At 66.0% G+C, this 12,544-nt stretch carries 14 protein-coding genes; 5 read left to right on the top strand and 9 right to left on the bottom strand.

Annotation, left to right across the window (positions count from 1 at the left end):
* Positions 1–24: 24 nt before the first annotated feature.
* Together ACOOHP_RS22060 and dapA are read right to left on the bottom strand one after the other, a co-directional pair.
* Positions 25–315, bottom strand: coding sequence for a hypothetical protein (locus ACOOHP_RS22060; RefSeq protein WP_420468608.1), 291 nt, complete (start codon positions 313–315; stop codon positions 25–27).
* On the bottom strand, positions 315–1,193 hold the full coding sequence (gene dapA / locus ACOOHP_RS22055) for a 4-hydroxy-tetrahydrodipicolinate synthase (RefSeq protein ID WP_420468607.1): 879 nt from the start codon (positions 1,191–1,193) through the stop codon (positions 315–317). Before dapA ends, ACOOHP_RS22060 begins: the two co-directional genes overlap by 1 nt.
* A 186-nt stretch (positions 1,194–1,379) precedes the next feature.
* On the opposite strand from dapA, the gene ACOOHP_RS22050 reads away from it, so the two are divergent.
* The 5 genes from ACOOHP_RS22050 to ACOOHP_RS22030 all read left to right on the top strand — a co-directional run bounded on the left by ACOOHP_RS22050 (position 1,380) and on the right by ACOOHP_RS22030 (position 5,244).
* Positions 1,380–1,919, top strand: coding sequence for a glycine cleavage system protein R (locus ACOOHP_RS22050; RefSeq protein WP_420468606.1), 540 nt, complete (start codon positions 1,380–1,382; stop codon positions 1,917–1,919).
* Positions 1,920–2,013: 94 nt separating this feature from the next.
* Positions 2,014–2,478, top strand: coding sequence for a peroxiredoxin (locus ACOOHP_RS22045; RefSeq protein WP_420468605.1), 465 nt, complete (start codon positions 2,014–2,016; stop codon positions 2,476–2,478).
* A gap of 82 nt (positions 2,479–2,560) precedes the next feature.
* The gene (locus ACOOHP_RS22040) at positions 2,561–3,988 is read left to right on the top strand and encodes a PhoH family protein (RefSeq protein ID WP_420468604.1); all 1,428 of its coding nucleotides are present in this window, start codon (positions 2,561–2,563) and stop codon (positions 3,986–3,988) included.
* Positions 3,989–4,003: 15 nt separating this feature from the next.
* Positions 4,004–4,339 carry a hypothetical protein gene (locus ACOOHP_RS22035; RefSeq protein ID WP_420468603.1) on the top strand — a complete coding sequence of 112 codons (336 nt, stop codon included), beginning with the start codon at positions 4,004–4,006 and terminating at the stop codon, positions 4,337–4,339.
* Complete coding sequence (locus ACOOHP_RS22030) at positions 4,336–5,244, top strand: carbon-nitrogen hydrolase (protein ID WP_420468602.1); 909 nt, start codon at positions 4,336–4,338, stop codon at positions 5,242–5,244. Before ACOOHP_RS22035 ends, ACOOHP_RS22030 begins: the two co-directional genes overlap by 4 nt.
* Positions 5,245–5,346: 102 nt before the next feature.
* Here the strand turns inward: ACOOHP_RS22030 and ACOOHP_RS22025 are convergent, their stop codons facing one another.
* The 7 genes from ACOOHP_RS22025 to ACOOHP_RS21995 form a co-directional block, all read right to left on the bottom strand.
* Positions 5,347–5,778: an acyl-CoA thioesterase gene (locus ACOOHP_RS22025; RefSeq protein ID WP_420468601.1), complete on the bottom strand. Its 432-nt coding sequence runs from the start codon at positions 5,776–5,778 to the stop codon at positions 5,347–5,349.
* Positions 5,775–5,951, bottom strand: coding sequence for a DUF1289 domain-containing protein (locus tag ACOOHP_RS22020; protein ID WP_420468600.1), 177 nt, complete (start codon positions 5,949–5,951; stop codon positions 5,775–5,777). The genes ACOOHP_RS22025 and ACOOHP_RS22020 overlap by 4 nt, the downstream gene beginning before the upstream one ends.
* Positions 5,952–5,992: 41 nt before the next feature.
* Positions 5,993–7,189, bottom strand: coding sequence for an OmpA family protein (locus ACOOHP_RS22015; RefSeq protein ID WP_420468599.1), 1,197 nt, complete (start codon positions 7,187–7,189; stop codon positions 5,993–5,995).
* A gap of 95 nt (positions 7,190–7,284) precedes the next feature.
* Positions 7,285–8,298, bottom strand: a complete 1,014-nt coding sequence (locus tag ACOOHP_RS22010; RefSeq protein ID WP_420468598.1) for a quinone-dependent dihydroorotate dehydrogenase — start codon at positions 8,296–8,298, stop codon at positions 7,285–7,287.
* A gap of 4 nt (positions 8,299–8,302) precedes the next feature.
* Complete coding sequence (locus tag ACOOHP_RS22005) at positions 8,303–10,420, bottom strand: ABC1 kinase family protein (protein ID WP_420468597.1); 2,118 nt, start codon at positions 10,418–10,420, stop codon at positions 8,303–8,305.
* The gene (gene ribA, locus ACOOHP_RS22000) at positions 10,417–11,010 is read right to left on the bottom strand and encodes a GTP cyclohydrolase II (RefSeq protein ID WP_420468596.1); all 594 of its coding nucleotides are present in this window, start codon (positions 11,008–11,010) and stop codon (positions 10,417–10,419) included. Before ribA ends, ACOOHP_RS22005 begins: the two co-directional genes overlap by 4 nt.
* Positions 11,011–11,122: 112 nt before the next feature.
* On the bottom strand, positions 11,123–12,526 hold the full coding sequence (locus ACOOHP_RS21995; RefSeq protein ID WP_420468595.1) for a 3-oxoacyl-ACP reductase: 1,404 nt from the start codon (positions 12,524–12,526) through the stop codon (positions 11,123–11,125).
* Positions 12,527–12,544: the final 18 nt, after the last annotated feature.

Genomic DNA, 12,544 nt, shown 5'->3' with positions numbered 1-12,544 from the left:
AGCGCCCGGCAGGACGCTGCGGCTTTAACCGGGTGTCTCTTCTACCGCGGGCGGCGGTTCGACCGGTGGCATCGGCGGCGGTTGATCGAGACAGGAGATGGTGCCGTCTTCCGCTCTTTCTCCGAATGGCACGCGATTGGCCGGGGGCGGCGGCAGTCGCAGTGCGGAGGGCGAATCCGGCAACTGGAGTCCGGCCGCGGGACGCAGTTCGGGCACGACGCCGGCGATCTGGTAGTCCTGTTGGGTGACGCAATACTTGTTGACGCCACATGCGGACAGGCTGCAGCAGGCAGCCAGCACAACCACTCGTATCATCAAATCGCTCCCGCTTGGCTCAGGGCCTTGGTCACGGTGGGTTGGAACTGCGGGTCCAGCGGGACCAGCGGCAGGCGGATACCGGACCCGATACGCCCCATCTGCTGGAGCGCCCACTTCACCGGGATGGGACTGGCCTGGCAGAACAGGTCGCGATGCAGACCCGCCAGCGGCGCATCGAGTTCCGCGGCCAGCGTTGCGTTGCGGTCAAGCGCGGCCCGGCACATGCGCTGCATGGCCCCCGGGACGACGTTGGCGGTCACCGAAATATTGCCGACAAAGCCGAGCAGGATGGACTCGCGTGCGGTGGCATCATCGCCAGAATAAAGGGCGAAGGACTGCGGCAGATTCAGTGCCAGCAGTTCGCGCACACGGCTCAGGTCGCCCTTGGCCTCCTTGGTGCCGACGATGCGGGGCACCTGCGCCAGTCGCGCGACGGTGGCCGGCAGCATGTCGACGCCCGTGCGACCGGGCACGTTGTAGAGAATCTGCGGGATGTCGACCGCCTCGGCGATCGCGCGGTGATGGCGATACAGCCCTTCCTGCGGCGGCTTGTTGTAGTAGGGCGAGACCAGCAGCACGGCGTCGACGCCCACGTCCTTGGCGGCCCGCGTCAGCTCGATGGCCTCGCTGGTGGAGTTGGCGCCGGTGCCGCCGATCACCGGCACGCGGCCGGCGGCGCGGCGGACCACGCGGCGGATCACGTCGATGTGCTCTTCGACGTCCAGCGTCGGCGACTCGCCGGTGGTGCCCACCGCGACGAGGGCGTCGGTGCCCTCGGCCAGGTGCCAGTCGACCAGCCGATCCAGGGCGTCGGTGTCGACGCGACCGTCGGCGTGCATCGGGGTCACCAGGGCAACAAGGCTGCCGTAAATCATGCGCAGGCCGCATCGGGGCTGGAAAAGGGCCGCGAAGTATACGCCGGCCTTGCGCGCCCCGCGGAAATTCGACGCGCCCCGCGGAACGCCCGAGCCCGTCCGGGGCCGCGTCCGATGCCGCCCGCAGGTTGGTCATTTGTGCCCTGCACCAATAAACTGCGGCGCATGACAGAACCCCCCCGGACCATGGCTGGACAAGACACCCTCCTCTCCATTTCCGTGCTGGCGCGCACCCGCGCCAATGTGCCGCTGGAGCTGTTTCGCGCCATCCGCGAGCGAGGTTGCGAGGTCGAGGATAGTCGCATCGCGCCCATCGGCGACCGCCTGGCCGCGAATCTGGTGGTGTCGGGCAACTGGAGCGCGCTGGGCCGGCTGGAAACCGCATTGCCGGGCATTGCCACCAAACTGGACCTGCAGGTGCGCTTCGAGCGCTGCGGACCGCGCGAGCAGAACCCGGAGTTCCGCCCCTACGCCGCCGATGTGATCGCCCCGCAGCAGCCCGACCTGCTGGTGCATCTGCTGGAATTCTTCAGCGGCCAGGACGTGGAGGTCGCCGAGATTTCCGCCCAGAAGTACGCTTCCAACTACACCGGAGCGGAGATGTGCAGCGTTCAGATGGTGCTGCACGTGCCGGTCAACCAGCACCCGCAGGCCCTGCGCGAATCCTTCATGGATCTCTGCGACGATCTGAACGCGGACGGCATGCTGGACCCGATCAAGACGTGACAACACGTGATGGGTCACCGCTGATCGGTGACTGATCGGATAGTTGAAGGCCAACCCATCGCAAATCACCGATCACCCATCACTCGGAGAACAAATGACCCTGAGCGTCGGCGACAAGATTCCCGATCTGACCCTCCCCGCCAACGGCGGCCGCGACGTCGCCTTCAAGGACTTCAAGGGCAAGAAGCTGGTGGTGTACTTCTACCCCAAGGACAACACGCCAGGCTGCACGCAGGAAGGCCAGGATTTTCGCGACCTCTACCCGCAATTCATCAAGGCCGGCGCCGACATCGTCGGCATCTCCAAGGACAGCGTGAAGTCGCACGACAACTTCGTCGCCAAGTACGAGTTTCCGTTCACCCTGCTGTCGGACAAGGACGGCGCTGCCTGCGACGCCTTTGGCGCCATCGTCGAAAAAAGCATGTACGGCAGGAAGTACATGGGGATCGACCGTTGCACCTGGCTGTTCGACGGCAAGGGCAAACTCAAACAGGTGTGGCGCGGCGTGAAGGTCAAGGACCACGCCGCCGAAGTGCTCGAAGCCGTCAAAACCCTCTGAACCCCGCAGCGCCCCGGTTTGCCTCGTCCTGACTGCGCATGCAGCCGGGCGGCCCCCTCCTCGCCATTCGACGACGACGTCCGTGAAGAAAAAAATCTTCGTGCTGGACACCAACGTGCTGATGCACGACCCCACCAGCCTGTTCCGTTTCGAGGAACATGACCTGTTCGTGCCCATGGTGGTGCTGGAAGAACTGGACGGACTCAAAAAAGGCACCAGCGAGCCTGCCCGCACCGCGCGCCAGGTCAGCCGCATGCTCGACGATATCGTCGCCGATCGCGATCAGGCGCAGATCGAACAGGGGCTCACCCTGCCGACCAGCTTCGCCAAGCGCGGTGCGACCCAGGGCGGGCGCCATGGCGAGCCGGCCAGCGGCCGGCTGTATTTCCAGACCAAGCCGACCGCCGGTTCGCTGCCCGGCATCCTGCCCGGCAACAAGCCGGACAACGCCATCCTGCTCAGCGCGCTGTCCTTGCAGGAGCAGCATCCCGACCGTCGCGTCACCCTGGTCAGCAAGGACATCAACCTTCGCATCAAGGCCACCATCGTCGGCGTCCATACCGAGGACTATCACAACGACCAGGTCCTGGAGGATGCCGATCTCCTCCCCACCGGCTACGCCGAGCTGCCGGAGAATTTCTGGGACACCCACGGCGACAAGATGGAGAGCTGGCAGGATGACCGTGGCCGCGCCTGCTACCGCATTCACGGTCCCAGCGTGAAGGACCTGTATCTGAATCAGTTCCTGTACCTGCCCGACGACGACCGCGAGCGCGGCCTGGAACTGGAGGTGCACCGGCTCGACGCCGACAGCGCGGTGCTGCGCGTCACCCGCGACTACCGCGCCGCCAAGGCGCCGGTGTGGGGCATTCACGCCAAGAACCGCGAGCAGAACTTTGCCCTCAACCTGCTGCTGGATCCCGAGATCGACTTCGTCACCATCCTGGGCACCGCCGGCACCGGCAAGACCCTGCTGACCCTGGCCGCCGGGCTTGCCCAGGTGCTGGACGAGCCACGTTATCGCGAGATCATCATGACCCGCGTCACCGTACCTCTGGGCGAGGACATCGGCTTCCTGCCCGGCACCGAGGAGGAAAAGATGACGCCCTGGATGGGCGCCTTGATGGACAACCTGGAAGTGCTCACCCAGAACGCCCACAGCGGCGACTGGGAACGCGCCGCCACCAACGACCTGCTGTCCAAGCGCATCAAGATCCGTTCGCTCAACTTCATGCGCGGCCGCACCTTCCTGAACCGCTTCATCATTCTGGACGAGGCGCAGAACCTGACCGCCAAGCAGATGAAGACCCTGATCACCCGCTGCGGGCCGGGCTCCAAGATCGTCTGCCTGGGCAACCTGTCGCAGATCGACACGCCTTACCTGTCGGAAACCACCTCGGGCCTGACCTATGTGGTCGACCGCTTCCGCGGCTGGCAGCATGGCGGCCACGTCACCCTGGCGCGCGGCGAACGTTCACGTCTGGCGGCGTACGCTTCGGACGTACTTTAGGTCGGGGGAAGCAGCATGCTGGGAAGAATCGCCAAGGGCATGAAGAACGGCGCGCTGGGAATCGCGCTGCGCGCCTATCTCAACGACCGCCTCAGCCAGTACGGCGAGGTGCTGGACTGCGACGTCGACACCGGCCGTGGCCGCATCTCCGTTCGCGCCCATCTCAAGGGCGAAAAGGAAGCCCTCAACGCCGCGGTCGAACGCTACGAACTGGTGCGCGAGGGCGACCATGTCTACGCCATCCTGCGTACCTTCTCCAGCTCGCGGCCCTGGCTGACCCTGCTCCTCGGCAAGCTGTTCACCGACAAGCGCTACAAGCTGCCGGCGGCGGTCGCCAATCTGCTGGAATGAGCACCAACCGCGAACTGCGCGTCGGCCTGGTGCAGCAGCCCTGCGTCGACAACCGCGAGCAGAATCTGGCGACCTCCGAAGCCGGCATCCGCGAGGCCGCCGAGATGGGCGCCAGACTGGTGCTGCTGCAGGAACTCCACACCTCGCTGTACTTCTGCCAGCACGAATCCACCGAGCTGTTCGACCTGGCCGAAGCCATTCCGGGGCCGTCCACACAAAGGCTGTCGGCTTTGGCCAGGGAACTGGGCATCGTGCTGGTGGGTTCGCTGTTCGAACGCCGCGCCGCCGGGCTCTATCACAACACTGCGGTGGTGTTCGAAACCGACGGCAGCATCGCCGGCCGCTATCGAAAAATGCACATCCCGGACGATCCGGGCTACTACGAGAAGTTCTACTTCACGCCCGGCGACGCCGCCTCGGATACCGGCGGCGGCTTCACGCCCATTGCCACCAGCGTCGGCAAGCTCGGCCTGCTGGTGTGCTGGGACCAGTGGTATCCCGAGGCCGCGCGCCTGATGGCCCTGGCCGGCGCCGACCTGCTGCTCTACCCCACTGCGATCGGCTGGAATCCTGCCGATGACGCGGACGAGCAGCAGCGCCAGCGCGAGGCCTGGGTCACCATCCAGCGCGCGCACGCCGTGGCCAACGGCCTGCCGGTGCTGGTCGCCAATCGCGTCGGATTCGAACCCGATCCCAGCGGCCAGACGCAGGGCTCGCGTTTCTGGGGACACAGCTTCGTCGCAGGCCCTCAGGGCGAATACCTGGCCCGTGCCGGCGAGGGTCCCGATGTGCTGGTGGTGGACGTCGACCTCAAGCGCAGCGAAGACGTGCGCAGGTGGTGGCCGTTCCTGCGTGATCGTCGCGTGGATGCTTATGCTGATCTAACCAAGCGCTATCGAGATTAAGGGGGGCGTACCGGGGCAGTGTTGTAGCCCGGGTGCAACCCGGGAAAGCTCGAGTTCAATCGACACCACACCCCCGCGTTTCACGCGGGCTACGGTCAGTTCCTACTCCGCCGGCTTCACCAGCTCGAAATCGCGAATCACTGTGCGCACCGCCTCTGGAATCGGGGCGGTTTTCTGTGCCGCGTAATCGAACCAGGCCACCACGCCTTCGGTCCTCGCGTGGCAGGTGTCGCCGACGAACAGCGCGCCCTGGGTGCCGAAACTGGAGCGCCCGATCCGCGTCACCCGCATGGCGTAATCGATCACCGCCGGGTGATGCAATTGTTCGAGGAAGTCGCAGGCGATGCGCGCCAGGATGATGTGGCTGCCTTGCGCGGCCGCTGCCAGCCGCTGCTCGAAGTAGTCGATGCGAACGTTTTCGTCGTAGGTGAAATACTTGGCGTTGTTGACGTGGCCGATACGGTCGACGTCGCCCCAGCGCGTCTGCAGGCGGCAGAAGTGGCGGAACTGCTCGCGACGCGGTCGTTCGATCATGGCTGGTCTGGGGCCCCACTCATCGGCATGCGTGTCTGCGCCTGGCGCCGGATTTCGCGGCGCCGCGCTTCGCTGACCCGCGGCCATTCGACGATCTCGCTCATCAGCCGCCCGCAGCCGATACACATGGACGACGCATCGAGCTGGCAGATGCCGATGCAGGGCGACTCCACTGCCGGCTCCGGTCGGGTTGCGGACGGCGTCATCGACCCGGCTACTGCACCGTCACCGCGAAATCCACGCGCCGGTTGGCAACGCGACCTTCCTCGCTCGCATTGTCCGCCACCGGCTCGGCTTCACCCATGCCGATGGCGACCAGCCGCGCGGGGGCGATGCCGCGCCCGACCAGGTATTGGCGCACGGACTCGGCACGCTCCTGCGACAGCAGCAGATTGAAGTTGTCGTTGCCCTCGTCGTCGGTATGGCCGGTGATCTGCGCACTGAGGTTGGGCTGGTTCTTGAGCGTGCGGGCCACCTCGTTCAGGGCGGTCTTGGCGTCGGCGGTGAGCCGGGCCGACGCCGATTCGAAGTTCACCGCACGCAGGGTCACCGACTGATCGATCAGGCAGCCGGTACCGTCGACGATCATGCCCTTGGGTGTTTCCGGACAGGCATCGACTTCGTCGAGCACGCCGTCGTCGTCGGAGTCGATCACCACACCGGCGATGATGCAGCCCTTGCTGTCCACCGCCGTGCCGGTCGGTGTTCCCGGACATTGGTCCAGGTTGTCGGCGACGCCGTCGCGATCGGAATCCGAGATGCAGTCGCTGCGCCCGGTCACCGGATCGACCACGCGGGTCGGACAATCTTCGGCCGGCGGCAGCTCAGGCGGCGCAGCGTGCGGGAAGAAGTCCAGCGGAATCTGCAGCGACAGGCGCAGATGAAAGTCGAGCAGGTAATCCTCGTCGGGCACCGATTCGTCGTTGAGCTGCGCTTGCGCCAGCGCCTCGCCACGCAGCGCCCAGCCACGCACCGGCAAGGGGAACAGAGCGCCCAGGCCGGCATCCAGCCCGGCATGAATGTGATCGTCGCCGCGTACGTCTTCCTGGATGGCGCCCAGGCCGACCAGCAGAAACGGCTTGACCTTGCCGTAAGCCGCGGGCGGGGTGAGATCGCGCACCCAGTTGGCGAACAGGCTGTGCTGATAGTCGCTGCGGCCGTCGATATCGCGATCGCGCTCGAGTGACTTGAAAGTCAGCTCCACGGCCTCGCCCGGCCGGCTCTTCAGCGGAAAGCCGACGCCGCCGAAGAACCCCACCCCATCGTCGGAATCGCGATTGGAGTCCGAAAATTCGTAGACGCCGCCGAGCAATCCGTAGGGAACATCGTATCCCTCGGTATTGACCGCGCCGGCAGTTCCCGAAACCAGCAGGGCGGTGGCAAGGGCAACGCCCGTCAGCAGAGTGCGCATGTGTTTGGAGTCCAGTGGAAGAGCCGACGACGGCGCAGATCCATCATCGAGGAACCTAGCCTCGCAGTGTACCGGAGGGTTTGGTCCGTTCGCCGTCAAGCCGCCAGCGTACGGGCGCAGGCCGCGATCAGCGCCGGACCTTCGTAGATGAATCCGGTGTACAGCTGCACCAGGTCGGCGCCGGCGGCGCGCTTGGCCAGTGCATCCTGTGCGGAGGCGATGCCGCCAACGCCGACCAGCACGAAGTCGGCGCCCACCCGTGTCCTGAGCTCGCGCAGCGTAGCGTCGGCCCTGTCTTTGAGCGGCGCACCGGACAGGCCACCGGCCTGGTCGGCGTGCACATGCCCTTCCACGCCCGCACGCGACAAGGTGGTGTTGGTGGCGATCAGCCCATCGATGCCGTGCGTGCGCGCTGCCAAGGCGATCCCTTCGATCTGCCCCCCGGAGACGTCCGGCGCAATCTTGACCAGCAGCGGCGCACGTCGCCCCTGGCGTTGCGCCAGCACCTCGCGCTCGGCGGCGATCTGCGCCAGCAGTTGGTTGAGCATCTGCTCGTCCTGCAGATCGCGCAGGTTGCGGGTGTTGGGCGAGGAGATATTGACCGTCACGTAGCTGGCGTGCGCGTGCACCTTGCGCAGGCCGGTCAGGTAATCGTCCACCGCGTGCGCCATTGGTGTGTCCGCGTTCTTGCCGATGTTGATGCCGAGCACGCCGCGGTAGGACGACTCGCGCACCCGTGCCAGCAGGTAATCCACGCCCTTGTTGTTGAAGCCCAGCCGATTGATCAGCGCGCCGTGCTCCGGCAGGCGGAACATGCGCGGCTTCGGATTGCCGGGCTGCGGTCGCGGCGTGACGGTGCCGATCTCGACAAAGCCGAACCCCAGTCGCTGCCAGGCATCGAGACACTCCCCGTTCTTGTCCAGGCCCGCGGACAAGCCGACCCGGTTGGCAAAGCGCAGGCCGAGCAACTCGACCGGATCGCTCACCGCACTGCCGGCAAAGGCTGCGGTGGCCAGCTTCGGCGAGTGCCGGAAGCTGGCGATAGTGAGGTCGTGCGCGGTTTCCGCATCCAGCTTGAACAGGGCGCTGCGCGCCAGCCGATACAGCATGCGCTCAGCTCACCTTGGCCGGGTCGCGATACCCGGGCGGCAGGATGATCGGTTTGGGCACGGCGCGCGTGATGTGCTTGGGCGTGAGCTTGGGCGGTCCACGCAGGCGCTTGCGCACGAAGTCCGGCAGCGGCAGCCGCCGCGCGAGGCGCTGACGCCAGCTGCTGGCCTGTTGGAACAGCAGGTCCTGGGTCACCGTCAACGGCAGCCGCGCCAGCGACCAGGCCATGTCGCGCGCCAGCAGCCGCTTGGAGGTGTCTTCGTACAGAGAACCGAAGCTGCCGGCAGCGGCGAACAGCGCGCGCGACAGATGCAGGTAGTCGCGCTTGATCACCACGCCGGTCTGTTGGGTGTTGGACATCAGGTGCAGCAGCGACTGCCCACGTCGATGCAGACCTTCCATGCCGCCGCGGCGCAGTTCGAACAGGAAGTTGCGCGCGGTCAGCGGCGTGACACCCTTCTTCATCAGGGTTTCGTCCAGAGCGGACTTGATCTCGCCCCAACGCTTGGCATGTTCTTCGGGCTGGGTGGACATGCGCACCAGCGAATTGGCAATCAGCGTGGTGTCCGCCAGCAGCACCGCGACCAGGTAATCCCATACCGGACCGAGCTTGCCTTCCAGGGCCACCACATTGCCCCAGTCGATCAGGTGCAGCCGACCGTCCGAGCCCACCATCACATTGCCCGGATGCAGATCGCCGTGCATTTCGTTGTAGAGGAGCAGGTGTTGCAACACCGCATAAGTCAGGCGTTCGGCGACCTGGGCCTGGAAGCGCCTGCGTTCGCGCCGGCCCATACGCGCCAGGGCGCGGGTCAGACTGGCGGCATCGGACAGGTACTCCATCTCCAGGATGCGGTGAGAATGTGCGTACAGCTCCGGTACCCGCCACTGCCGCGTGCGCAGGCTGCGCTCGTAGAAGCGCTGGTGGTTGTGCGCTTCGGATTCGAAATCCAGTTCTTCGACAAAGCCGGCAACGAACTCATCCACCTGTTCCTGCATCGCGCGCAGAAAGGGCGTGAGTTTCGAATGTGGCGCCCAGTACTGGGTGGACATGATGGCCAGCCCCAGCACCATCTTGCCGATGGCGAACTCGCGGTCGATGTTGTGGCGACCGACCTTGATCACCACCGGCTTGAGCACCTCGCGGCCGTCTTCGAGAAACGGCTTCTTGGCGAAGTAGACGCTGCCGATGGAGCCGGATTTCACCGGCTGGCTGGCATCGAAATCCAGGAACAACTGGTTGGGCAGTTTGCCGTAGCACTCCATGAACGCCTGCTCGACCTCGGCTGGGTTCATGGGCGGCACGTCTTCGTGGAACACCGCCAGTTCGCGCGCGATCTCTTCGGGCAGGAAATCGGCGTTGGCAGCAGCGACCTGCGCCATCTTCACGAAGAACGGCCCGAACTCGCCGACCATGCGCGCGACGATCTGCGCCTGCCCGGAGTAATCCTTGGGGTCGGTCTGAAAGAACGGCCGGATGTAGCGCAGTGCCTTGATCTGGCGCCGCACGATGGTCAGGTCATGACGGACCACGCCAGCGCGGCGCAGCACTTCGCGCACCTGCCACTCGTTGAAGCGGCGTCCGGCCTTGAGCACGTTGATCACTTCCACCAACAGCGGCTCGTAGGTGCGCAGCACCAGCCGCACCATGTCCACCGTCAGCTCACCCAGACCCTTGAGCTCGGGGGTGGAGAACAGCTCGTCGAAGAAATCCCAGAACTCCTGCACCAGCGCCTCGGGTACCGGCACCGGGCTGCGCGACAGCACCTGGTCCACTACATAGCGCAGCAGCTCTTCGGTGGACTGTTCGTTGGGGATGAGGTGCTTGGCGCGCAGATACGTGGTGAGGCGCCCGGTGCCTCTCATCAGCGGATGGCGATAGAAACCGTCGACCGCCTGGTCGATGGCCTGCGCCAGTTCACCGCGGGTGACATCGTGCTCGCCGGCAATGAGTTTGAGCAGGCTGCCGAATCCGCGGGTCAGCCGGTAGGTGGACACCGAAAAGCGGCTGATCTCGCGCAGCACACCGCCTTCACGTCGAGCGGCGGGCGTGGAGGCGGCGGGGCCATCGGCCACCGGCGGCTGCGGCGGGTCTTGCGGCAGCTTGGGCGCGCGGCTCACGGCAGACTGAGCCAGTGACCCAGTTTGTCGGCCTTGGCGCGCAGATAGGCCTCGTTATAAGGATTGCGTCCGGACTCCACCGGCACCCGCTCGACCACCTCGATACCGTCGCGGTTGAGGGCGTCGAGCTTGCGCGGGTTGTTGGTCATCAGGCGGATGCGCTTGAGGCCCAGCATATGCAGCAACTGCACCGCCAGGCCGTACTCGCGGGCGTCGGCTGGAAAACCAAGCTGGTGATTGGCCTCCACTGTGTCGCTGCCCCGATCCTGCAGCGCATACGCGCGAATCTTGTTGCCAAGCCCGATGCCGCGACCTTCCTGACGCAGGTACAGCACCGCGCCGCACCCCGCCTGCGCGATGGCCGACAGCGCGGCGTTGAGCTGGAAGCCACAGTCGCAGCGCAGCGAAAACAGCGCATCGCCGGTCAGGCATTCGGAATGCACGCGCACCAGCGGCGGCTCGCCGGTGGTCAGATCGCCCAGCGAAATCACCACGTGCTCCTTGGCATCGGGCGTCGCATAGACCTGGATGTTGAATTCGGCGAACGGCGTGGGTAGCCGCGCCTGGGCGATGCGTTGCAGCTCGCTCATGGTGTCAGGCAAAGGGGTCGTCGGTTTCACGGGCCGCAATGGTAGGGCAGATGGCGTCGACGCGGGGTCTATGCGCCAGCCGCTCTCCACCCTTGCGGTCCGGAATTCCGCCTTACGCGCCGACGAAATTCTGCCCACACACGCGCAAGGTCTGACCGTTGACCCCGGTCGACAACGGCGAGGCGAAGAACGTCACCGCTTCGGCGATGTCGATCGGCAGTCCGCCCTGCGACAGCGAATTCAGCCGCCGGCCCACCTCGCGATTGACCAGCGGCATGGCGGCCGTCATCTGCGTTTCGATGAAACCCGGCGCCACCGCGTTGATCGCACCGCCACGACGCGCCAGCTCGGGTGCCAGCGCTTCGGCGTAGCCGATGATGCCGGCCTTGGTGGCACCATAGTTGGTCTGGCCGGCGTTGCCGGCGATGCCGCCGATGGACGAGATGCACACCAGTCGCGCGCCATCGGCCAGGCCGTCCTGCAGCAGGCGCTCATTGATGCGCACGATGGCGCCGAGGTTGATGTCCAGCACCATGTCCCACAGATGCGGCGCCATGTTGCGCAGCATCTTGTCGCGGGTCACACCGGCGTTGTGCACCACCACGTCAAGCGGGCCACATTCGCTCACGATGCGCTCGGCCGCGTCGGCCGCGGTCACGTCCAGGGCCAGCCCGCGTCCACCGATGCGGCTCATCGATTCGCCCAGCGCGCCTTCCTCCTGCGGCCGATCCATGCCGATGACCTGCGCGCCCTCGCGTGCCAGGGTCTGCGCGATGGACGCGCCGATACCGCGTGCTGCGCCGGTCACCAGCGCGCGCTTGCCGAACAGGCTCTGACCGAACTGCGACAGCGGCGCGCCACCGGCGCCCAGGACCAAGGTCTGGCCGGTCACGAACGCCGAGTGTTCGCTCAGAAAGAACCGCAGCACGCCGGCCAGATTGTTCTGCCCGTCGTTCCCGACCTCCACCAGATTTGCGGTGGCGCCCTTGCGTCCGATCTCCTTGCCCAGCGACCGCACGAAACCGCGCAGTGCGCTGGCGGCAGTGCGTTCGCCGACCGCCGACAGCTCGCGCGGCGCGCGCGACAACACCAGCACGCGACCATGGGCGGCCAGTCGCGAAATGCGGGGCTGCAGAAAATCGTAGATCGTCCGCAAAGCGGATGCGGAATCCACCCCGCTGGCGTCGAAGACGAAGGCCTGCGGCACAAATCGTTCGCCCGAGGGCTCACCCTTGAGGGTCACGCCGAGCTTGGTCGCAGCAAACTTGATCGGCGCCAGGCCGTTGTGTTCGGGTGCCACGTAAAGGTCGGCGCCCATACCGGACAGCGCCGCCAGCACCGCCTCACCCCACTGCGCGTTCGGCGCACCTCCGATCAGGGTGGCGCGGCTTTCCAGCGGCTGTTCGCTATACCCGCCGACCGCCCGACGCAAGTGCGGCGGCGACGGCAGCCCCATCATCGAGGCGAGTTGCCTGCCGAACGCAGAGTGCGTGAACTCGAGATATCGGTCGCTCATCGGAAATCCTGCAAGTGG

It is taken from the genome of Panacagrimonas sp. (genome assembly GCF_965216805.1).
Classification (GTDB): domain Bacteria; phylum Pseudomonadota; class Gammaproteobacteria; order Nevskiales; family Nevskiaceae; genus Panacagrimonas.
This window is presented reverse-complemented; position numbering and strand designations above follow the sequence as displayed.

What these genes read in the sequence shown, in the direction of transcription:
- ACOOHP_RS22030 (WP_420468602.1), top strand. Translation starts at nt 4,336, where the DNA reads ATGAGCACCAACCGCGAACTGCGCGTCGGCCTGGTGCAGCAGCCCTGC.
- ACOOHP_RS22010 (WP_420468598.1), bottom strand. Translation starts at nt 8,298, where the DNA reads ATGCTGTATCGGCTGGCGCGCAGCGCCCTGTTCAAGCTGGATGCGGAA.
- ACOOHP_RS21995 (WP_420468595.1), bottom strand. Translation starts at nt 12,526, where the DNA reads ATGAGCGACCGATATCTCGAGTTCACGCACTCTGCGTTCGGCAGGCAA.
- ACOOHP_RS22050 (WP_420468606.1), top strand. Translation starts at nt 1,380, where the DNA reads ATGGCTGGACAAGACACCCTCCTCTCCATTTCCGTGCTGGCGCGCACC.
- ACOOHP_RS22060 (WP_420468608.1), bottom strand. Translation starts at nt 315, where the DNA reads ATGATACGAGTGGTTGTGCTGGCTGCCTGCTGCAGCCTGTCCGCATGT.
- ACOOHP_RS22045 (WP_420468605.1), top strand. Translation starts at nt 2,014, where the DNA reads ATGACCCTGAGCGTCGGCGACAAGATTCCCGATCTGACCCTCCCCGCC.
- ACOOHP_RS22035 (WP_420468603.1), top strand. Translation starts at nt 4,004, where the DNA reads ATGCTGGGAAGAATCGCCAAGGGCATGAAGAACGGCGCGCTGGGAATC.
- dapA (WP_420468607.1), bottom strand. Translation starts at nt 1,193, where the DNA reads ATGATTTACGGCAGCCTTGTTGCCCTGGTGACCCCGATGCACGCCGAC.
- ACOOHP_RS22015 (WP_420468599.1), bottom strand. Translation starts at nt 7,189, where the DNA reads ATGCGCACTCTGCTGACGGGCGTTGCCCTTGCCACCGCCCTGCTGGTT.
- ribA (WP_420468596.1), bottom strand. Translation starts at nt 11,010, where the DNA reads ATGAGCGAGCTGCAACGCATCGCCCAGGCGCGGCTACCCACGCCGTTC.
- ACOOHP_RS22025 (WP_420468601.1), bottom strand. Translation starts at nt 5,778, where the DNA reads ATGATCGAACGACCGCGTCGCGAGCAGTTCCGCCACTTCTGCCGCCTG.